Origin of the sequence: Candidatus Enterococcus moelleringii (assembly GCF_017377575.1) — a bacterium.
Taxonomy (GTDB): Bacteria; Bacillota; Bacilli; order Lactobacillales; family Enterococcaceae; genus Enterococcus_A; species Enterococcus_A moelleringii.
Genome location: NZ_JAFREM010000017.1, coordinates 20519 through 41614 on the forward strand (window position 1 = coordinate 20519; position 21096 = coordinate 41614).

The following is a 21096-nucleotide window of genomic DNA, read 5'->3' on the forward strand; positions in this document are numbered from 1 at the left end:
AATGAAAAAAATGATTATCGCAATTGCAGCAGTAATAAGTCTAGGATTAGCATCACAGGTAGTGGAACACACAATCAACGAAGAAGCAGTAAAGACAACTGTCCAAACTTACCTCAAAGAAACACCAGACGAAGACGACGAAGAAAACATCAGTTTTGAAGAAAACAGCTTCAGCGAATGGCTAGGATTTTAGAATAGAAAACAGCGAGGCCCCAAGACAATCAAATCTTGGGGCCTCGTTTTGTATTTAACCAACGTCAATGATGTCTGTCTTCCCAAACTAGCCTTTCTCATGACAAATGTCATAAAAAGTCATGACGAATCCTTCTTAATTCCCGAGCCTAATTTCGGTAAACTATGTCTATAAAGAAGAAGCGAGGGAGCGAAAATGGAAAATCTAGTGAACGTAAAAAATATAAGTGTTACCTTTAAACGAAAAATAGCCCTGGAAACAATCGATTGCCACTTAGCAAAAGGTGAAGTGGTGGGACTGGTGGGACCAAACGGTGCAGGGAAAACCACACTCATGAAAGCTATGATCGGTTTTATCCCAGTCAGCAAAGGAGAAATCCAGCAAGCAAAGGATACCGCAATGGAAGCTCTGATCGAGCAGCCTGGACTTTACCCATTCTTATCTGGCTGGGATCATTTACAACTATTCTCTGAGAACCAGCAGATAAAAGGGGAACTTGATCGCTTGATCACCTTGCTGGACATGCACGAGTTTATCAACAAAAAGACCAAGGATTATTCGTTGGGGATGAAGCAGCGGCTGGGAATTGCCTTGGCTTTACTGAATCGGCCGCAAGTGGTGATTTTGGATGAGCCCATGAATGGCTTAGATCCTTACTCAGTCAAGTTGCTGAAGAAAGCCATTTTAACCTACAAGGAAAACGGAACAGCCTTCCTCATCTCCAGCCACATACTCAGCGAGCTGGAGCAATTAGTGGACCGGGTCATCCTGCTGAAGGCCGGAAAACTAGTGGAAAACGTGGAGCACCCTGAATTATTGGAAAACTTTGAAGATGACTTATTAGCCAAATTAGCCTAAGGAGATGGATAAAATGAAAAACGCAATAAAACAGGAAGTATTCAAACTAACGAAGCAGCAGATTATTCTGAAGCAAACACTGATCTTGAGCTTTATGATTACCAGCTTTGCCTGTGTCACCAAGTTTGGCAATTTTGACATGCTGTCGGCGGATAAATTGGTGCTAACTTGCTTTAACAGCAGCTGGCTGATCGTTTTCTTCATGGTCTATCTAGCCAGCCAAACCTTCTCCATGGAATTTCGTTTTGGTACGATTAAGAACCTGCTGCAAAAAAATCAGCAGCGCCGCACGATTTTCTTCAGCAAACTCATCACTCTGCTAGGCTACTCAGTTTATCTGAATGTCGTAGCAATCACAGTAACCATTTGTCTCAGCATGATTCTTTTTCCCGAAGTCTCTCTTGAGCAAACGGATGTGATCCGTACCTTGTTTACGAACTTGTTAGGAAACTTCGCAGGAATGTGGCTGTTCGCCAGTCTTTCATTAATGATTTCGCTGGTTGTCACCAACGAATCCTTGGCTAGCATGCTGGGAATTGTCACTTATTTTCTTTCATCCATGCTGGCAGGTATGCAGTTTATGGTGCTGGATCGCTTCAGCTGGCTGCGTTGGAACCCGTTGAACATGCTGAATTTAAGCAATCAAATAAACAACCACAGCATGGAAAAGCTGACCCAATTAGCCACCAATCAGTTGTTAGTGGGCAATCTCGTTTACATTTTAGGCTTTGTCTTAGTTGCCTGCTTGGTATTTAACCGCAAAAAGGTTTAACTGGTATGGTATCATCGTAGATAAGAGCATCATAGAAAGGAAAACTCATGACTAAATTTCGCTTATTTCCCAAGGGAGAAAATCTTTCCTCCCTGATCTGGATGCTGTTTCTATTAATTCCCTTTCTTTCCAGGTTTCCTTTTGATACCTTTGAGAAGCAATTTTCGACAATTGTGCTGCTGCTGTTTTGCTGGTTTTACCGGAATGCCATGTTCCAAGGAAAGTATTTTGTCTACTGGCTGATGGGTCAATATGTAGTTGCCGCCTTTTATGGCTTGGCACTAGGGTACGTTTACTTGTTCATGTTTCCCTCGTGGCAGATGGGCTTCGGCTTTCCTAAGATGAAAAAATCCACCTTCTGGCTGTTGTTCTTTGGTCAGATGGGGATCATAGTCATCGGGCTGATTTTCGGACCCATCGATAATCCAGCCTTTGGCGGCAATCAGATGGTGATGGCGATTCCCTTCAGCTTGTTTACCATCATCGCACCGCTGCCAGGCCGGGAATTTCAAAAAACGATCGAGCAGCGCAAGCAATTGTACCAGGCCAATCAACGGCTGGAAGCGGTGATTAAGAGTGAAGAGCGCAACCGAATTGCCCGAGAATTGCACGACTCGTTAGGTCAATCCTTATCGGTGATGACCCTCAAGCTGGATTTGGCGCAAAAGATTTTAGCCAAAAATCCACAAATGGTGGCAGACGAACTGCAGGAAGTGGAACAGCTTTCTCGATCAACCTTGAAAACCGTTCGGGAAATCGTTTCGGATATGCGGAAGCGGTCGATTCGGGAAGAACTAATTGATATGAACCAAGCCCTGACATCGGCTGAAATTATTTTAACCACGGAAAACGAGGAGCTGGCCAATAACCTGTCCGCCGATCAGCAAAATGAACTCAGCAATGTGCTACGGGAAGCAGTCACCAACATCATCCGCCACAGCAAAGCCACCTTTTGTACCATCGATTTTGCCATCGAAGCCGGCTGGTTGAAGCTTTCGATTAAGGACAACGGCATCGGCGCCAAAGATCTGATTGCAGGAAACGGTCTGACTGGTATGAAGGAACGAGTGGAAAAGCTATGCGGAACCATCTTAATACAAGACGAACGAGGAACGCGGCTGTCGATTGCGGTTCCTTTGGAGGAGGCATTGAATGATTAAATTATTGATAGCTGAAGATCAAGGCCTGCTGTCATCAGCCTTAGCCATGATTTTGAATTTGGAGGAGGACCTGGAGGTAGTGGGCACTGCCAAGGATTGGGCCGAAGCGACTGCCATGCTGAAACAGCTGCAGCCGGATATTCTGCTGACCGATATCGAAATGCCCCACAAAACCGGCTTGGACTTAGCGGAAGAATTAAAGGACAGTCCCATCAAGGTGATTATTCTGACCACCTTTGCCCGCGATGGGTACTTTGAAAAGGCGGTGGATGCCAAGGTATCTGCCTATTTGTTGAAGGACACTCCCAGCGAGGAATTGATCCAGCACATCCGCGCAGCGATGACCGGCAAAGTATATTACGAACCTTCCTTAATTACTGGCTACATGAACAATCAGCGTAATCCTTTAACGCCGAAAGAGCAGGAAATTCTCAATCTGATTGCCACCGGAGCCACCTCAAAGGATATTTCCGCCCAGCTCTATTTAACCGATGGCACCATCCGCAATTATATTTCGGAAATTATTAGCAAACTAGGCGCCAAAAACCGCGTCGATGCCGCCGCCAAGGCAAAGGAAAACGGCTGGCTATAAAAAAGAACGTCTGGTAGATCACCTAAATGATCTGCCAGACGTTTATTCGTAATTAAGAGGAAATACCCGTCGTTTCAATCGATCGATTAAGGCGATGATTTGGACCAGTATTTTTTGTTCGACGTGAATCAGCTTGCTGTAAGCCGCGCTGAAGATTTTGTTCAGTAACGGGTATTGGAAAATCAGGTAGCGCATCATATCCAAGAAAAGAACGGTCACGCCGCCGGAAAAGCCGCAGTTGTAAAGGTTGACCCCAGCCGTCAGCACATGGGCGTTACGAGAAATCACCGTATACACCACACCAGATAAAATCCCCGACATCAGGCCGTATTTTCTAGCAAAAGGCGCTAAGGTGCTGGCAAAAAACAGGATAACGATGGTGGTGGTAGACGTAAGATCCTGGAAAAAGAACCAAGAGGCCACCAGCACCCCGCAAGCTGGAAAGAAATAGTAACGGAAATTGAAGCCATACATACTAAATCCAGCAAAGGTTAAAATCGTACCCACCAGCAAGCCGTTTAGCGGAACCTGTAAAATCAATGGAACCGACAAGCCCATCAAACCATATAGTGAAAAACGAATCAGCTTTAAGAGACTCAGCCGCGTTCCTTTATGAAGTTTTTTTTCGAAGGCTATTCGCACAAATGAATAGACAATCGGTGCAGTGAAAAGGATCAATAGGAAGACAAACAGCGCTTGGCTGTGGGCCGCATTCAGCCGATGAGGCATAACGCGGATATGTAACAAATTACGAGTGGCAAAATTACCCACCAAACCAATACAACCAGCTGAAAAGCCCATATTGTACAGATTCATTTCTCTCGTGTGGGCCTTCAAATAATGGAACACCGGAATACTGATGTAGCCGATCACCAAACCAACTAGGACAGCGATGGCTTTATTTTGCAGCGGAAATGAGCTAGGTGCTGTATAAATGACGCTGACCATCGGAGACAGACAGGTGCTTAATAAGCCCATAACCAGCGATTCTTGCCGAGTTGCCGGCTTATGATGCAGGTACAAAAGACTGCCTAGCAGAATCGGCGCTGAATTTGCCAGGTTCTTCCCGAAAAAGGAGAAGCCCGAAAGCAGCATAATCACCGAAATCGTCAATGGATTAAAAGAGTGGCGGTATTTTCGTAAAATAAACAAACTAAGTAGAGTCATTAGGCCGCTGTTGGCAAAAGCCGCTCCCGGTCCAGCAAGTTCAACATAGTCGCTGATCAAATTGCTGGGAGAGCTTAAAATACGGAACATCCCGTCGATGACCGAGCTGGTTGGATAGACGACAATCGGAACGATCGTCAGCAGCAAACCATATAATAGTAGAAAGTTAAAAATCAATTCTTGTGATAGCACGAGTTCATTTTTTTTCAGTCTAATTCCTTCCTTTCTGTGGTTAATCAACTTGAATGACCTTGACTCCTAGTTTTCGAATCTCCTTCAACGTTTCAGCCGAAGCATATTGATCGGTAATCAAATAATCAAAGACCGAAATATCAGCAACCTTGCATTTCGAAGTCACCCCGATTTTGCGATGATCCGCCACTAAAACCTTCCGTTTCAGGGTGTGATCAAGCATCAAGGCATTGATTTTTCCTTCATTAATAATCTCAGTAGTGACGCCGCTCTCCAGGCTCACCCCGCTGCAACCCATAATGCAAGTATCGGCATTGATGGTAGCGATCGTGTTCAAAGCAATGTCTCCCACTAAAGCTTCTTTAGGAAAACGCATCTCGCCTCCAGTTAAGAGGTAATTGTAATTGGCATTTTGCGGCAGGTGATTGATTTCCAGATTATTGGTTACAATGGTCACATGTTCAGCATGCATATAATTCACCGTCTTCAACGCAGTCGAGCTGGCATTGATAAAAAGGGTGTCGCAATCATGAACGAATTGACCCGCTTCCCGAGCAATCGCTTTTTTCAGATGCTCTGAGCCAGACGGATCTACTTCTTCACTATCCGCATAATTAAGCGTGCAGTAGCCGTATTTGCGAACGATGTCATTTTTTTCTTCCAATAAATGCAGATCACGACGAATCGTACTCAGGGAGACATTCAGTGCTTCGGCTAATTCTTGCGTAGTCAGGTGCTGCTTCTCCTTTAACACATCCAAAATATCAGCATGTCGCCGATCAATCGCCGCTATCGAGTTTTTCATTCGTCATTCCTGCCTTCTTACGAGAGTCTCAAACTAGAAACCGTTTTATATGATTGTATTATATACGAAAAAGCACCCTAATAGCGCAAAAGAACATATAAAGTGCAATAAAACCATAAAAAAGTGGATTTTATGATCGTTTTACGACGGTTTTGGCTGAGATGGGGTCGTTTAGGAAGAAGGGTGGATAGTGAAGACTGCACCGGAGCGATTTGTTCAGATCTTTTTTACGGTGCGGAAACTGAAAGAATAAGGCTAAAAATCAGTTGAAACACAAACAAAGGATCACTCCACCGTGGAATGATCCTTTGTTTTACTCAAGATTCAAATAATCCCGCACCATTTTCATTTTTTTACGGGAGATGGCACAGCGTTGGCCGTTATGCATGGTCAGCTCCAGCATTTCCTTGTCGATGGAGCGAACGTTGTCCAAGTTAACCACATAGGATTTATGGACTCGCTCAAAGTTATCCCCCAGATCAACAGTCTCCTTGATCGCGCCGTAAAAAGGAATCCGTCCAGTCGATGTATAAACATAGAGCACATGGGGTTTAGGCGAAGTTTCAAAAAACAGAATATCCTCATAGTTCACATAGCGCTCGCTTTTTCCCGTCTTGATCATATACTGTTGCCTTTTTTCAGGTTGAACCTTTTGTTTTTCAAAAATGGTGTCTAAACACTCAGTGATCGCAGCCTGCATCGATTCAACCGTATCTTTTATAATAAAGTCCAAAGCTTCCACCTTGTGTTTAAAGGTCAATGGTACCATTTCATCATGAGTGGTAATGAAAATAATTTTCCCTAATGCATCGTACTTTCGGATCTCCTTAGCCAGAATGATCCCATCCATCTCATCCTCGCCAAGATTAATATCCAGAAAATAAATCCCTGTAGTATCACGATTTTCCCTCAGATAAGCTAAAATTTCTCTGGGTTTATCTGTAGATAGAGTCATAGAAGCATCCAGCTCTTTAATCATAATCTGCCTCTCGATGTGTCCTTTGTAGAACGCCCGCAGCGGTGACTCATCTTCGCAAATGAAGACCTTCATCATAATAAAACTTCCCCTTAAAAAATAATTTTTTGAATAAAGTATTGATCGACGATTTCAGTTTCCAATAAAAGGTCCGTTTCCTCCATGATTTCTCGCAGGTTGCTCAACCCAATTCCGCGATTTGACCCCTTCGTAGAAAAACCTTTTTCCTCCAGCTGATACAACGGCGGCAAATCAGCAGAGCAGCTGTTCTTGACGATAATCAGATTGCTGCCATCATTTTCAATCAGAGCAATCTGCAGGTCGCCTTGTTCCAGCTCCTCAAGGGCATCTACCGAATTATCCAGAATAATCCCCAATGCGCGAACCAACGAAATCTCGTCTTTTTCTTCCACAAAGAAATTCTTGTCGATCTCTAAATTCAGATTTACTTTTTCACTATCAATTATACTCAATTTTACGTAGAAAATGCTACGCAAAGCCATACTTTGAATTCTCGATAGCTTGTTGAGCTGAGTATTTACGATATTCAAACTTTCCGAACTCTGCTTTATTTGTGTGAAGTAATACTTTTTCAGGTCCTCATACTTGTCCTCATGGAAATAACTATCCATGCTCAATAGAATGTTTTGGTAGTCATGCTTAAACTTCCGAACCTCTTCAGCGTTCTTTTCGATAGATTTTAAGTAGGATAGCTGATTTTCATAGATCGCTTTTTTGCTTTCCGATTCTAGGCGCATCGCTTCGCTGCGTTGAGCTAAAAAAAGTACTACTGATAGAAAAAGAAACAATGTAAAGAAAATTTGGCTCATTAAACTCAATGAAACAATTTTGTTATTTGGGATAGTTAACTCTACTAAAAAAATATTTTTGATGAATAGAAAAAGTAAAAATAAACAAAGTGCTAAAATTGGAAATAGTGATTTTGGAACTCTATTTTTTAAGTATAGTAATACTTTTTTTTCTAAAATGGATATTGTTAAAATCACTAATAAAGATGCGAGCATTATTAATAAATAAGACTTTAGTAACGAATTCATATTATAGAACATTAATGGATTGGTGATAACTCTAGTTATGTTGTCGTTTATAAAGACTAAAGAGCTATATATACCAGAGATTAATGTATTCTTTTCTGAAAAATAGAATGAGAAAAATAAAATAAAAAAAGAAATCATTATTCTCAGAGTTTCGCTTGAAATAACTGGAGATATCCGTATTGTCAATAATAGTAATGATGCGAGTATTATGTCTTTGCTATAGTGCCTAGACTTAAAATAGTACATGCAAAAGATTAATGGTAAGGTGCCTAGGATGTCTAATACTATACTTGTTATCAATTTCCAACCTCCGTGTATTGTGTCGATTATGATGGTATTTGGGTCGATTATGACGAAGTTTTCTGGCTTGAAAAAATATCAATATACTGATAATAGGGAGGCGACACTATGAAAAAAATATTTTTAATTATGGGGATAATGACTGTATTTATTTCTCCCATGGCAAGTCAAGCAACATCTATAAATTCTATTTCGGATTCAGCAATTACTCAGGCAAATGCAATAAGCCCTAGAATGGCGGTAAAGTTCACTTTTTCATATCCACCACCGCAGAAATTCAACGGCATGACGCTAATTTACTCCTTCTATAGAGCGAGCGACAAGGTGTATATTGGGTACTATCGATAGTTAACACTGCTAAAAGAATGTATTTTTGATTCTAATTATAGCATGATATCAATGAACATTCTCTGATATGTCACAAAATAAAAGATTGCCTAAAACAAAAAAAGTTATCTAACCATACGTCGAAATCGAACTGATGTATAGTTGGATGACTTTTTCGTTTTAATGATCTCACTCCTCCCCCACAAACTCCAAAATATCCCCAGGCTGACAATCCAAAATGGTACAGATTTTCTCCAAAGTATTGAACCGAATCCCTTTGGCTTTTCCTGTTTTTAGAATAGACAGATTAGCCGGTGCGATGCCGACTTGTTTAGCGAGTTCGTTGGATGTGATTTTGCGATCCAGCATCACTCGATCCAAGTTTATTTTAATCATAAGCGACAATCTCCTTCTATATAAATGCGTCACTCTCTTTCTTCAGACGTACCCCATGCTTGAACACCATGTAGATAACGTAAATCCCCATCACCACTAGGAAACCTTCAAATAAGTAGACCAGAGCACTAGGTGAGGTTGCAGTCAGCAATGTAATATGGTTGATTTTGTTAAACCCAGCAACCAAAGCTTCGATGACCGCTGAAGCGCCATAAAAAATCAAAACTTTTTTAATCAGCTGCAGGTTGCGTTCCTCAAAATAAATCTCATCGTTTAAGTTTTGCAGCAGGTTGCGGATACAATTCAAGTAACCGAACATCAGAATAGACTGAACGACAGAAACAGCAAACAAATAAACAGAAGCAGTTGTTACGGACAGCATGCTATTTTTTAAAACCATGCCTTCACTGACGATTTTGAACATTTCTTGGCGAGAATCTGCAGGGAACGCCATTATTACGAGAATGATTGAGGCAAGTACAAAAAGCACCTGCAAGGTGAAGCAGCAAAACGCCAGCACACCCAAGATAAATCGTTCATATTTTTTCATTTTTACACACCTCTCTGTATCTCTATACTATTGATTGATTCTCTTGTTTCAGTAAAACACCTTGTCGAAAAACCACATAGAGGACATAAATTCCCATGACAGTAATCAAACCATCAAACACGCCCACCCAGCTGTAAGCCGGATAAGCAGAAGCATCGTATAAGTAAGTGACGTTGAATGCTCTGTGAATAAGCTCCAGCCCAAAATTGACTAACGTATAAAGTGAGAAAAATATGAGGGTACGTTTAATCATTTTAAGGTTCTTTTCTTCAAAATATATCTTTTCGTTAATATTTTGCAGCAAGTGTCGAATGCAGTTGAGGTATAGAAACAGCGTTAAGCTAGTGAAAAAGAGAATCCCTAAATAGAAAGCAGCATAAAAATTGGGCGTCAATGAACTATTTGTCAGGTCAATATTGTCTAGAATCATTGCAATGGCGTCTTTTCTATTGGTAGATGAGGAACCAAACATCCAGATAGTCATAATCGTCCCCAGAAAAAGAAATGCTTGCATCATAAGTGTAAAGAGACTCAATAAACCGATAATCGCTGTCGAATACTTATTCATCGTATTCACCCCTTTTCTATATTATAAAACATAAAACTTTTAATGTAAAACGATATTTTGATAATGTAAAACGATATGAGAGGTTTCTTAGATTCGTCAGTAGATTCGAGTCGTTATCAAAAAATAATGAACTTTGAATGTTAACAAATGCGATGATTCTGACGAAAAAAGGGTCGATTTTGACATTCTTGTTAATTTTTTGTCAAAATGGTCTAAAATAATAGTACTTAGGAGGCGGCGGTATTTAAGCGTTTAGTAATGGGTATAGTCAGTGTTTGGCGCTCTCATTATAATAGAACAACTTCCCCAGATTCGTATAATGACATTCAAACTATTCAAACGAACGAAATTATCCCCAGGAGTGTTTTTGCGCAAATGTTTTCTTCCTAGCCTCCTAAGGTTTTTATGAAGCATTTTATGTGGATTAATTCGTCTTCCTAACGAACAAAACGCAACGTCTAAGCTGAAAGATGCTTAGGCGTTTTTTTGTGTTCTCTGAGCGAGTTTGCGAAGCCTTTCCTACAAAAGCTGAATCTTCCTTGAAAATTTCCGATCGTGGTAAGATGGAAATAGAGGTGAGTCACGTGAAGAAAATGAAGCGAGCAGCGACTAGTCAGGCAGCTGTTGAACAGGTGAAGATTCCCCCAGTTCTTCATGGTTTAACGGAGCAGGAAGCGGCGGCTAGAACCGAAAAGGGTCAAGTAAACCAAACAGAAGAGAACTTGTTGAAGTCAGATGGTCAGATCATCAAGGAAAATACCGTCAATGTCTTCAATCTGCTGAATCTAGTGTTGGCACTTTTTGTCTTGTTGGTGGGTTCACCGAAAAACACGTTGTTCTTTGGCGTAGTAATCATCAATACGCTGATCGGAGTATTTCAAGAGCTGCGAGCCAAGCATACGATTGATAAGTTGTCAGTTTTGGCAAAGGATCAAGCGACAGTTTTGCGGGGCGGCAAGCTGCAGAGGATCGATCAAGAAGCAATTGTTTTAGGGGACACGCTACTGTTGAAAAATGGCGATCAGGTGCCAGTGGATGGGGAGATCCTCTCGGGCGAAGGCATGGAAGTGGACGAATCCTTGTTAACCGGTGAGGCGGATCGCATCCTCAAGCAGCCGACGGATCGGTTATATAGTGGAAGTTTCGTGACAGCCGGACAAGGCTTTTATCGAGCAACGGCGGTAGGGGCGGATAATTTTGCCCAGCGGCTATCCAGCGAAGCCAAAAGCGAAACCGGCAACAGCTCGCAACTAACCAAGGTGTTAAGCCGCATGATTACGGTTTTAACTGTGATCATCGTGCCGGTAGGTTTAATGATGCTGTATTCTCAATACCAAGCGTCTTCTTCGATTCGGCAGGCAGTTTTGGGAACTGTGGCCGCTCTCGTCAGCATGATTCCAGAGGGCTTGATGCTCCTGACCAGTGTCGCTTTTGCGGTGGGGGCGGCCAACTTAGCCCGGAAAAAAGTACTGGTGCAGGCTTTGCCTTCCATCGAAACCTTGGCACGCGTGGATGTCATCTGTTTGGACAAAACCGGAACCATCACCGACGGCACCTTGCGCTTTGAAGAAAGTCTCTTAGGCCAAGTCACCGAGGAACGCTTTAAAGTGATTATGTCGGCCCTGATGAAAAATCTAACCGACGATAATGCCACAGCTCAAGCATTGCGAAATGCATTCCAAACTGACAACGATTGGCAAGTGGAGAAGATGATTCCTTTTTCTTCAGCCCGTAAATGGAGCGGCGTTACCTTTCAAAATGAAGGCAGCTACGTCGTTGGCGCGCCTGAATTTATTTTTTCAACTGTGCCGGAGGAATTCCAACAAGCGATCCAACCCTATATGGAACAAGGTTATCGCGTCTTAGCACTGGCTTCCTATCCTGAAGTGTTAAGCGAAACCTTTGAAAAGGAACCCAATTGGCTGGCAACCTTGATCATTTCAGATAATTTGCGGGAAAATGCCCAGGAAACCTTTGGCTATTTTGCCAAACAGGATGTCCAACTAAAGGTCATTTCTGGCGATCATCCTTTAACCGTCTCAAAAATCGCTCAAAAAGCCGGAATTCAACGAGCGGAATATTATGTGGATATGTCTGAAATAGACGATTGGACCAACTACCGCGTTTTAGCGAAGTCTAACACGGTTTTCGGCCGAGTATCACCGTATCAAAAACAACGGCTGATCCAAGCCTTGCAGGATGAGGATTACACCGTTTGTATGACTGGTGACGGAGTGAACGACGTGTTAGCCTTAAGGCAAGCAGATATCGGTGTTGCTATGGCGAATGGTAGTAGTGCGGCCAGAGCAGCGGCGGATGTGATTTTGCTGGAATCGGATTTTAAACGGATGAAGGATGTGCTAAATGAAGGCCGGCGCGTGATCAACAATATCGAGCGGGTCGCTTCCATGTATTTGGTCAAAACGATCTACTCGCTAATCTTAGCGGTAATTTTCATGTTCATAGCTAGTCCGTATCCTTTTGCGCCGATTCAACTGACGCCAATTAACGCGTTGACTGTCGGCATCCCATCGTTTTTCCTAGCCTTGAAACCTAGCTACGAACGAATCAAGGGGGACTTTTTGAACAATATTTTGCGGGTATCGGTACCGGGTGCGGTGACGGTGGTGGCGGCAGTGATGCTGATTCAGTTAGCCGGCTATCTATTCCAGCTGCCCTTTAGCGCGACGTCCACCATGTCGGTCTTTTTAACCGGCTGTGTCGGATTGCTGGTTCTGTACTTAGTTTCCTTCCCGTTGGATAAAAAGAAAATTACCTTAATTGCCGTTCTTGCAGCTATCTATCTCAGCTGTTTCTTAGTTTTCCGGCGATTCTTTGACTTTGACGTCTTATACAATCGCAATTTATTCTTCGTTATACCTTTGACCATCGGGGTTTATTGGTTGTTTAAAGCCATGACCGCACTAATGAACAAGTTGGTAAACGCAAGAGTCCGCTGGCAGGAACGCCGCCGGAACAAGCGTCGTTCGCGGGTTATTTAGCTGCTGTGGGATCTAATTAGGTGGAATTTACCAAAAAAATGCAAATAAATCACGGAAAAGGCTTTCTTTTCCGTGATTTTTGGTATAATAGACTAAAAGTAAATAGAGGAGGCAGTTCTATGGCGATAACAGCATTACAAAATGGATCAGATATTCGCGGAATCGCGATTTCCGCAGAGGGTAAAACGAAAAATTTAACCACCGAGGAAGCTATCTTAATTGCAAACGGTATCATGAATTGGTTGGAAAACAAAGGGATTACTAAGCCCTTTACGATTGGTTTAGGTTTTGATGGCCGCTTAACCGGACCGGAATTAAAACAAGCGATGATGGATACCTTCCAAGCAGCAGGTGTACAGGTGCTAGACTTTGAGTTGGCGACGACACCAGCTTTATTTATGGCTACTCAGTTTGAAGAATTCGATTGTGATGCGGGAATTATGCTGACGGCCAGCCATCTGCCTTATTACTTTAACGGCATTAAGATTTTCAGCAAATCCGGCGGCGCAGAAAAAACCGACATTGCTTACATTTTAGAACACACCGATCCACAACCAGCTGCAGCAGACGGCAGCGTGAAAAAAGCCGACCTGATTTCAGCTTATGCGGCGGACATGGTGGCAAAAATCCGCAAAGGCATCGGTTCTGATAACGATCAGCCTTTAACGGGAATGAAAATTGTCGTAGATGCCGGAAATGGTGCCGGCGGTTATTTTGCCAGCAAAGTTCTGGATGTTTTAGGGGCAGACACTACCGGTTCGCAATTTTTAGAAGCAGATGGCAATTTCCCGAATCATATTCCAAATCCTGACAACAAAGAAGCGATGGCCAGCATCAAAAAAGCGGTGATGGATAATCAAGCCGACCTTGGTGTCATTTTCGATACCGATGTGGACCGCTCAGCGATTGTTTCAGCTGATGGACAAATTATTAATCGCAACAATTTGATCGCTGTGTTGGCAGCAATCGTTCTAGACGCAGAACCTGGCAGCACGATTGTAACGAATTCGCCAACCTCTGATCACTTGAAACGCTTCATTGAAGAAAAAGGCGGCAAGCAGTATCGCTACATTTCCGGCTACCGCAATGTCATCAACAAAGCAATTGAGCTGAACGAAGAGGGCATCCATTGTCCTTTAGCGATCGAAACCAGCAGTCACGCGGCCTTCAAGGAAAACTATTTCTTAGACGATGGTGCTTACGTGATTGCCAAGATTTTGATGTTGCTGCCGAAATTACAGCAGGAAGGTCGTCAATTAACCGACTTGATGGCGGAATTAGAACAGCCTGTAGAAACCTTGGAAATCCGCTACGAAATTGCCGGCGATGATCACAGGGAGACTGGCCGCAAGATGATCGAGAACTTCCGTCAAACTTTGCCAACGAAAGACGGCTTTGCCGAAAATCCGGAAAATGATGAGGGTGTACGCTTCTCCATTACCGAACCTCATGGCAAAGGCTGGATGCTGCTGCGTTTGAGCTTGCATGAACCATTGTTAGTCATGCAAATTGAAAATGATCAAGCGGATCAAATTCAAAAGCAATTGCCGATTTATCGTGAGCTGTTAGCCCAAGATGACCGGATCAATTTAACCAAATTAGACCAGCAAATCAAGTAAGCGTTCTGGCTTGCAATTTTTCCTCCTTCGGCCGATGATGGTGCCAGAGGGAGGTTTTTTTGATGAAAATTACCTTAGACGAAGCAGCTAAAGAGCGGATCGCCCAGCATTCGGATGAACATAAATTGGTGCTGTTGACCTTTGAAGATGGCGTCGGACCCTATTCCCAGCACGCCATGATCCATATGCAGGTCCAATTTTCCATTAACATCATCAGCGATACCATGCCCAAGGAGGACTACACCGAAACGATCCCTACCAATATAGGGGATTTTTGGATCAAGGGCTATTCCAAAGAAGATTTGCAGGAAAATATGCGGATCACGCTGAATCCCCGATTAAGCACCTTTGCCTTGTCCGGCGATGGCGGCGTGATTGATGACAATTTAGGATTTATTGATTTTACTAAGAAGACGTCGTAATTCTGACGTCTTTTTTCTTTTTTCGCCAAATATTTGTTAGTATAGAGGAGAAAGGTGGCGGTATTGATGGCAAAGATCATGATCGTGGAAGATGAGGCAGTCATTCGTCAGCTGATTGGCGAAGAATTGACCAAATGGCGCTTCGACGTATTTGCGACAACCGAATTTAGTGAAGTGTTTGCCGATTTTGAGCGGGAAGCCCCTCAATTAGTTTTATTAGATATTAATTTACCCGTGTTTGACGGTTATTACTGGTGTCAAAAAATTCGCGAGGTTTCGAAAGTACCGATTATTTTCATCTCTTCTCGCAACACCAATATGGATCAAATCATGGCGATGAACATGGGAGCGGACGACTACATCACCAAGCCTTTTGAGGTAGATGTCTTGGTAGCAAAAATCAATGCGCTTTTGCGGCGTTCGTACAATTACGCAGAAGGCGGCGAAACCATGACTCACAACGGGATCACGCTGAATTTAGACAACAGCAGCATGGAAATCGACGCTGAAGTGATCGATTTGAGTAAAAACGAATACCGTTTGCTGTACATTTTAATGAAGCAGCACGGGAAAATTTTAAGCCGGGAAAAATTGCTAAGGGCTTTGTGGGATGACGAACGCTTTGTCGATGACAATACCTTAACGGTGAATATCAATCGACTGCGGCGGAAAATTGAGCAAGCCGGGATTCAAGACTACATCCAGACCAAAGTCGGCCAAGGCTATATCGTGCCATAAAGGAGCAGTGTATGACATTTTTACGATTTTTAAAAGATAAGCTGCTCATCCTGATTGGCTGGATTATTTTGAGTGCCTTGATGGTCTTCATGATTTGGCTGACGCCGGATTTGCAAGGCTTTATGGACAATGTGGCTTACTTGCTGTTGCTGCAGCTGTTCATCCTGTTTTTGTTTTTCGCCTTCGATTATTATCGCAAAAAAGATTGGTACCAGCAGCTGAGTCAAAAAGAAGACAGTCTGCAGCAGTTTTTGGATGAGGCGGACACGGAAGAAGAAAAACTGGTGCAGGAATACATTAACCAACAGGTTCGCGAGCACCATCAGCTGATGCAGCAGGCCATCAGCAATCAAAAGGACCAAAAGGACTACGTGGATTCCTGGATTCACGAGATCAAGGTTCCTTTGGCAGCAGTGGGCTTGATTTTGCAGTCCATCGAATACGATATCGACGACGATAAGTATATCCTGCTGCAAAATGAAGTACAGCAGATCGACGAGCATGTCGAACAAGTCTTGTATTATTCTCGTTTGGACGAATTCATTAATGATTATTTGATTCAGGAATATTCAGTGAAGAAAATCATTCAGCCGGTGATTCGCAGCCAAGCCAATTACTTCATTCAAAAAAATATTCAACTGGTGATGGCAGAAGAGGATGCCCAAGTATTAACTGATGGCAAATGGATTGCTTTTATTTTCCGTCAGTTGTTAAGCAACGCCATCAAATACACCCCAGAAAACGGCAAAATTGAAGTGCTGATTACCCAGAAAAATGACGGCGCCTATTTGCAACTGAAGGACAACGGCATCGGGATTCAATCAGAGGATTTAGGGCGGATTTTCGACAAGGGCTTTACCGGCGAAAACGGCCGGACTGCCCAGCAGCATTCCACCGGGCTAGGCTTGTACTTGGCTAAAAAGCTAGCCGAAAAATTAGGCGTTGAGTTAACAGCGGAATCGCAATGGGGCGAAGGAACCACCATGACCTTATTCTTTCCCCGCTTGAATTATTACCAAGAAAGTCGCTGATCCACTTGTCAAAGTCTTGCAGCTACTGAAATACGGGAGGAAAAAACATGACAATTTTACTCGCCCTCGTTCCGACATTTGCTTGGGGCAGTATCGCGTTAGTCAGCGGGAAATTAGGCGGCGATGCCAACCAGCAAACCTTGGGCATGACCATGGGAGCTTTTGTTTTTGCTTTAGTCACCTTTATGGTCGTCCGCCCAACGCTGGATCTGCGGATTTTAATCATCGGCTTTTTGTCGGGAGTCTTTTGGTCGGTAGGGCAAAACAAACAATTCCACGGCATGAAATCAGTGGGCGTCTCTGTGGGGCTGCCGCTGTCGACTGGTTTTCAGCTGATTTTAAATACGATTGCCGGCGCGGTCTTCTTTCACGAATGGACCAAATCCCGGGATTTTATTCTAGGTTTTATCGCGTTGGCTTTGCTAGTTTTTGGCGCATACTTGACTGCCCGGCAGGACAACGAAGCAGGGGTAAAGACGGATCACCAGGTTTTAGACTTTGGCAAAGGACTACGAGCACTCATTCTTTCCACCATCGGCTATGCTTCTTATACCATTATCATCACCTGGGCCGGAATAGATCCCTTGGCCGTGATTTTCCCGCAAAGCATCGGGATGCTGGCAGGTGCCAGTCTATTTGCTTTTGGAAAAACCAGCTTCGACAAATATGTCTGGCGCAACATGCTGTCAGGGCTATTGTGGGGGATCGGCAATGTATGTATGCTGCTGACGATTCAATCGTTGGGACTGGCGATTGGTTTTTCTTTGTCTCAGATGGGAATCATCATTTCAACTCTCGGCGGCATTTTCCTCTTAGGAGAACGCAAGACGAAAAAGGAAATGGTCTACGTCGTCATCGGCTGTCTGCTGATTATTGTCGGCGGGGTCGTTTTAGGCTATATGAAGGCCTAACAGCAACAAGCCAATTATCTTTTTGAGGATAATTGGCTTTTTTTTGCGAGCTCTGCCTTTAAGAAAGCTTCTGCTGCGCTTCGTTCCAATGATAGTGATTTAAGATCTCTTCGATGGAGCAGTTTTTGGCCTGGGCTTCGGTGACTAGCTTTGTGGCATGCTCGTAGCCGACGACCGCCGCGAAATTGGTCAACGCTCCGCTATTCTTTTGGACGTCCTCTTCGCATTTTAGCTCATTCACTTGCAAATCTCGGATACAATGAACCGTCATCACGTTGCAGCCTTGCTCCAGTAATTGGCAAGATTCGTAGAGACTTTGGAAAAGCACTGGACAAAAGGCATTCAGCTCCAGTTCTCCTGATTCAGCCACTAAGGAAATCGTAGTATCATTACCCAACACTTTGAAAACCAGCTGCGTCACTACCTCGGGAATCACCGGATTGATTTTCCCCGGCATAATGGAAGAGCCTGCTTGCTTGGCTGGCAGAATCACCTCGTTCAATCCGCTGTTAGGCCCACTGGACAACAGTCGCAAATCACGGGAAAGCTTCAGTAGAGAAACGGCCAAGGCCTTCAGACTGCTGGATACAGCTAACAGACCATCTACATTTTGAGTGGCGTCAATTAGGTTATTGGCAGGCTTAACCTTCCATTCGACAGTTTGATTCAGCTCTTCATAGAGAAATTCCTGATAAGCCAGGGAAGCATTCACTCCATTGCCGATGGCTGTTCCCCCAAGATTCAGCTGAGTTAATTCGTGGGTTGCATGTTTGATCCGCTTGCGGCAGCGTTCTAGATTACTGGCGTAAGCTGCAAAGCTGGCACCAAAAGTAGTAGGGATAGCATCTTGCAGTTGGGTGCGCCCCATTTTCTTGATGTTAGAAAAGGTACGTGATTTTGTCTTTAACTCCTGAATCAAGTAATCCATTTTTAGCAGCAGCTGATCTAAATAAACCAAAGTGGCTAATTTCCCAGCGCTTGGATAGACATCATTAGTGGACTGGCTGCAATTGACATCATCTAAGGGGTGTAAATACTGATAGTCCCCCTTTTGGTGGCCCAATAATTCCAAGCCGCGATTGGCAATCACTTCATTAACGTTCATATTTGTTGAGGTCCCAGCGCCGCCTTGAATCGCTTCAACTAAAAATTCCTGATCGAACTTCCCTGCAATAATTTCCTGCGCCGCTTGACGGATAACCGCTTCTTTTTCAACAGACAATCCTCCTGTTTTTCGATTGGCTGTAGCTGCGGCTGCCTTAATACGGGCGATTTCTTTAATTAATTGCAGGTCCGTTGGTACTTGGTTGATCTGGAAATTCTGTTTAGCGCGGTAACTGTGGATACCATAATAAGCTTCTTGATAAATGGGGATGCTCCCCAAAGAGTCCTTTTCAATTCGCATCATAAACTATCACTCCTTCGTCTTATGTGATAAAATATCACATAACTAATCGGTGAGCTATAGCTTTGAAGCTTTTCTTTGTTTATCGTCGAAAAAAGTGCCTTTTGCTTTTTTAAACAAAGGAAAACAGCCATTTTATTGAAAAGAGGAAAGCAGATGGATGAGTTAGACAAAAGAATCGTGAATATCTTGCAAAAAGAGGGGCGTCTGTCGATTAAAAACATCAGTGAACGGCTGTTTATCACCCCGCCAGCTGTTTCGCAGCGACTGCACAGCTTGGAAAAGAACGGCTCTATTTTGAATTATCAGGCCCATTTGAATTTTCCTCAAGCGGACTTGTCGATTAAGGCCTATATTCAACTGTCGCTGGAGCCGCAGCAAAAAGAAGTCTTTTATCCTTATATTGCTTCGGTGCCTAATGTTTTAGAGTGTGATTGCGTGACCGGAGCCTATTCCATGATGATCAAAGTAGTTTTTGAAAGTACTCAAGCTTTGGATGGTTTTATCAATGAACTGCAGCGTTTCGGCCGAACCAACACCCAAATTGTCTTCTCCACCCCGGTTCAAAGTCGCGGTTTCGCCTTTAGTGAAGTGAGCGAATAGAAAATCCCTGCAAGGTCGAACGAAATGACGACTTTGCAGGGATTGTTTATGCTAATCTTGCTTGGTATTCGGTAAAGCTGCTTAGTTCTTTAACAGACTGCTGCAGAATCTGGAAGGCCGTATCACAATTTTGTTTATCGGCAATCAGCGGCGGAACCATCCGAATCGTATGCTGATCAATCTGAGTGATCAGCAGCTTTTTGTCGAAGGCCAGGTGTTTAACCTCGTGGGCAATCGGCTCATGAAACTCGACGCCGATCATTAGTCCTCGACCGCGAACTTCCTTGACTCCTGGCATTGAGCGCAGCAGATCGGTAAAATACGTACCTACTTGATGAGCATTCGTCGCCAAATCCTTCTCAATAATCTCGGTAACGGCAGCTAGGCCAGCTGCACAGCAAAGCGGACTTCCGCCATAAGTTGATCCATGGGAACCAATCGTGAAAGCTTTACTGACTTCTTTAGTGGCACAAATCGCTCCAAGTGGCGTTCCGCCGCCCATCGCTTTAGCCATTGAAACAATGTCGGGTTTGATCCCGTGATACATATACGCCATCAAGCTGCCGGTGCGGCCCCAGCCGGTTTGAATTTCATCCAGCATAAGCAAAATTCCTTTTTCGTCGCAAAAAGCACGAACTTCCTGTAAATACGCCTGATCTGCGGGGTGGACGCCGCCTTCTCCTTGGATCGGCTCCAGCATAATGCCGATAACATGATCGTTATATGCTTCTTTAATCGCCTCTATATCATTGAAGGGAACATAGCTGAAACCGGGAACCCCAGGCATGTAGCCGTTGTGGTTGGCGGTTTCTGGTTGCCCAGTTGCTGACAGGGAACCGAATGTTCGACCGTGAAAGCTCTTTTTAGCTGAAATAATATGGTATTTATCAGGACCGAAGTTTTCCACGCCGTATTTGCGAGCCAGCTTAATCATCGCTTCATTGGCTTCGGTACCGGAATTCTGGAAGAAAATTTTGTCCATCCCAATCGCTTCGCAAATGGTTTTCGCCAGCAAAGCCTGCGGCAGAGTATAAGGGTAATTGAAGGTATGAGAGACATCTTGTACTTGGTCAATCACGGCTTTTACAACTCGTGGATTGGTATTACCGATGTTGTTGACCGCAACACCGCCGTAAAAATCTAAATAGCCAACGCCGTTTTCATCATATAGATACATTCCTTCAGCTGTTTCAGCAATGAAATCAAAACGTTCATAGGTTTCCATCATATAAGTGTCCACCAAGTCCTTGATCTCCTGTGCTGAGTACTTCGTTTCTGCTAAACGCATAAAATCACCCTGCCTTCTATTAGTAGTAAAATCTTTTATGGAAGATAATCTAACATAAAATTATCGATTAATCAAGATAGGAATAAGCGAAAAAATAAATATTTTTGCCTGTAAATCCGCTTGATACGCCTGTTCAAAGCGGATTTTTGGGTTTTTAAGACTT

At 43.5% G+C, this 21096-nt stretch carries 22 protein-coding genes; 13 read left to right on the forward strand and 9 right to left on the reverse strand.

Going from position 1 to position 21096, the window contains the following annotated elements; translation table 11 throughout:
* The first annotated feature begins 1 nt into the window (after position 1).
* The 5 genes from JZO70_RS10800 to JZO70_RS10820 all read left to right on the forward strand — a co-directional run bounded on the left by JZO70_RS10800 (position 2) and on the right by JZO70_RS10820 (position 3575).
* A complete protein-coding gene (locus JZO70_RS10800; protein WP_207673583.1) occupies positions 2–193 on the forward strand; it encodes a hypothetical protein in 192 nt (63 codons plus the stop codon).
* Between the two features lie 195 nt (positions 194–388).
* On the forward strand, positions 389–1051 hold the full coding sequence (locus tag JZO70_RS10805; RefSeq protein WP_207673584.1) for an ABC transporter ATP-binding protein: 663 nt from the start codon (positions 389–391) through the stop codon (positions 1049–1051).
* A gap of 13 nt (positions 1052–1064) precedes the next feature.
* Positions 1065–1823, forward strand: coding sequence for an ABC transporter permease (locus JZO70_RS10810; protein ID WP_207673585.1), 759 nt, complete (start codon positions 1065–1067; stop codon positions 1821–1823).
* Positions 1824–1870: 47 nt separating this feature from the next.
* Positions 1871–2983, forward strand: a complete 1113-nt coding sequence (locus tag JZO70_RS10815) for a sensor histidine kinase (protein WP_207673586.1) — start codon at positions 1871–1873, stop codon at positions 2981–2983.
* Positions 2976–3575 carry a response regulator transcription factor gene (locus JZO70_RS10820; protein ID WP_207673587.1) on the forward strand — a complete coding sequence of 200 codons (600 nt, stop codon included), beginning with the start codon at positions 2976–2978 and terminating at the stop codon, positions 3573–3575. The genes JZO70_RS10815 and JZO70_RS10820 overlap by 8 nt, the downstream gene beginning before the upstream one ends.
* A 42-nt stretch (positions 3576–3617) precedes the next feature.
* Here the strand turns inward: JZO70_RS10820 and JZO70_RS10825 are convergent, their stop codons facing one another.
* The 4 genes from JZO70_RS10825 to JZO70_RS10840 form a co-directional block, all read right to left on the reverse strand.
* Positions 3618–4982 (reverse strand): DUF1576 domain-containing protein, encoded by a 1365-nt coding sequence (locus JZO70_RS10825; RefSeq protein WP_242703899.1) that lies wholly within the window; start codon positions 4980–4982, stop codon positions 3618–3620.
* Positions 4975–5739, reverse strand: coding sequence for a DeoR/GlpR family DNA-binding transcription regulator (locus JZO70_RS10830; protein ID WP_207673588.1), 765 nt, complete (start codon positions 5737–5739; stop codon positions 4975–4977). Before JZO70_RS10830 ends, JZO70_RS10825 begins: the two co-directional genes overlap by 8 nt.
* Before the next feature lie 313 nt (positions 5740–6052).
* On the reverse strand, positions 6053–6793 hold the full coding sequence (locus JZO70_RS10835; protein ID WP_207673589.1) for a LytR/AlgR family response regulator transcription factor: 741 nt from the start codon (positions 6791–6793) through the stop codon (positions 6053–6055).
* Between the two features lie 14 nt (positions 6794–6807).
* Entirely contained in the window at positions 6808–7473 is a 666-nt protein-coding gene (locus tag JZO70_RS10840) for a sensor histidine kinase (protein ID WP_207673590.1), read from the reverse strand.
* Positions 7474–8181: 708 nt separating this feature from the next.
* On the opposite strand from JZO70_RS10840, the gene JZO70_RS10845 reads away from it, so the two are divergent.
* A complete protein-coding gene (locus JZO70_RS10845; protein ID WP_207673591.1) occupies positions 8182–8421 on the forward strand; it encodes a hypothetical protein in 240 nt (79 codons plus the stop codon).
* Between the two features lie 168 nt (positions 8422–8589).
* Here JZO70_RS10845 and JZO70_RS10850 read toward each other — a convergent pair whose 3' ends face one another.
* The 3 genes from JZO70_RS10850 to JZO70_RS10860 are packed head-to-tail and all read right to left on the reverse strand — an operon-like array spanning position 8590 to position 9914.
* Positions 8590–8796, reverse strand: coding sequence for a helix-turn-helix domain-containing protein (locus JZO70_RS10850; protein WP_207673592.1), 207 nt, complete (start codon positions 8794–8796; stop codon positions 8590–8592).
* Between the two features lie 16 nt (positions 8797–8812).
* Entirely contained in the window at positions 8813–9346 is a 534-nt protein-coding gene (locus JZO70_RS10855; protein WP_207673593.1) for a DUF2975 domain-containing protein, read from the reverse strand.
* 22 nt (positions 9347–9368) lie between these two features.
* Positions 9369–9914 (reverse strand): DUF2975 domain-containing protein, encoded by a 546-nt coding sequence (locus JZO70_RS10860; RefSeq protein ID WP_207673594.1) that lies wholly within the window; start codon positions 9912–9914, stop codon positions 9369–9371.
* A 593-nt stretch (positions 9915–10507) separates the two neighbouring features.
* Between JZO70_RS10860 and JZO70_RS10865 the strand changes: the two genes are divergently transcribed.
* The 6 genes from JZO70_RS10865 to JZO70_RS10890 all read left to right on the forward strand — a co-directional run bounded on the left by JZO70_RS10865 (position 10508) and on the right by JZO70_RS10890 (position 17637).
* Positions 10508–12916, forward strand: coding sequence for an HAD-IC family P-type ATPase (locus JZO70_RS10865; protein ID WP_207673651.1), 2409 nt, complete (start codon positions 10508–10510; stop codon positions 12914–12916).
* Positions 12917–13035: 119 nt separating this feature from the next.
* Positions 13036–14535, forward strand: a complete 1500-nt coding sequence (locus JZO70_RS10870; RefSeq protein WP_207673595.1) for a phosphohexomutase domain-containing protein — start codon at positions 13036–13038, stop codon at positions 14533–14535.
* Between the two features lie 62 nt (positions 14536–14597).
* On the forward strand, positions 14598–14957 hold the full coding sequence (locus JZO70_RS10875; protein WP_207673596.1) for an iron-sulfur cluster biosynthesis family protein: 360 nt from the start codon (positions 14598–14600) through the stop codon (positions 14955–14957).
* Between the two features lie 66 nt (positions 14958–15023).
* Positions 15024–15695, forward strand: coding sequence for a two-component system response regulator SapR (sapR, locus tag JZO70_RS10880; protein ID WP_207673597.1), 672 nt, complete (start codon positions 15024–15026; stop codon positions 15693–15695).
* 11 nt (positions 15696–15706) lie between these two features.
* Positions 15707–16726, forward strand: coding sequence for a two-component system sensor histidine kinase SapS (gene sapS / locus JZO70_RS10885; protein WP_207673598.1), 1020 nt, complete (start codon positions 15707–15709; stop codon positions 16724–16726).
* A gap of 47 nt (positions 16727–16773) precedes the next feature.
* Positions 16774–17637 (forward strand): GRP family sugar transporter, encoded by an 864-nt coding sequence (locus tag JZO70_RS10890; RefSeq protein ID WP_207673599.1) that lies wholly within the window; start codon positions 16774–16776, stop codon positions 17635–17637.
* A 58-nt stretch (positions 17638–17695) separates the two neighbouring features.
* Here the strand turns inward: JZO70_RS10890 and JZO70_RS10895 are convergent, their stop codons facing one another.
* On the reverse strand, positions 17696–19045 hold the full coding sequence (locus JZO70_RS10895) for an aspartate ammonia-lyase (protein ID WP_207673600.1): 1350 nt from the start codon (positions 19043–19045) through the stop codon (positions 17696–17698).
* 153 nt (positions 19046–19198) lie between these two features.
* Between JZO70_RS10895 and JZO70_RS10900 the strand changes: the two genes are divergently transcribed.
* The gene (locus tag JZO70_RS10900; RefSeq protein ID WP_207673601.1) at positions 19199–19645 is read left to right on the forward strand and encodes an Lrp/AsnC family transcriptional regulator; all 447 of its coding nucleotides are present in this window, start codon (positions 19199–19201) and stop codon (positions 19643–19645) included.
* A 46-nt stretch (positions 19646–19691) separates the two neighbouring features.
* On the opposite strand, the gene JZO70_RS10905 is transcribed toward JZO70_RS10900, so the two are convergent.
* Positions 19692–20933 carry an aspartate aminotransferase family protein gene (locus JZO70_RS10905; protein WP_207673602.1) on the reverse strand — a complete coding sequence of 414 codons (1242 nt, stop codon included), beginning with the start codon at positions 20931–20933 and terminating at the stop codon, positions 19692–19694.
* Between the last annotated feature and the right edge of the window lie 163 nt (positions 20934–21096).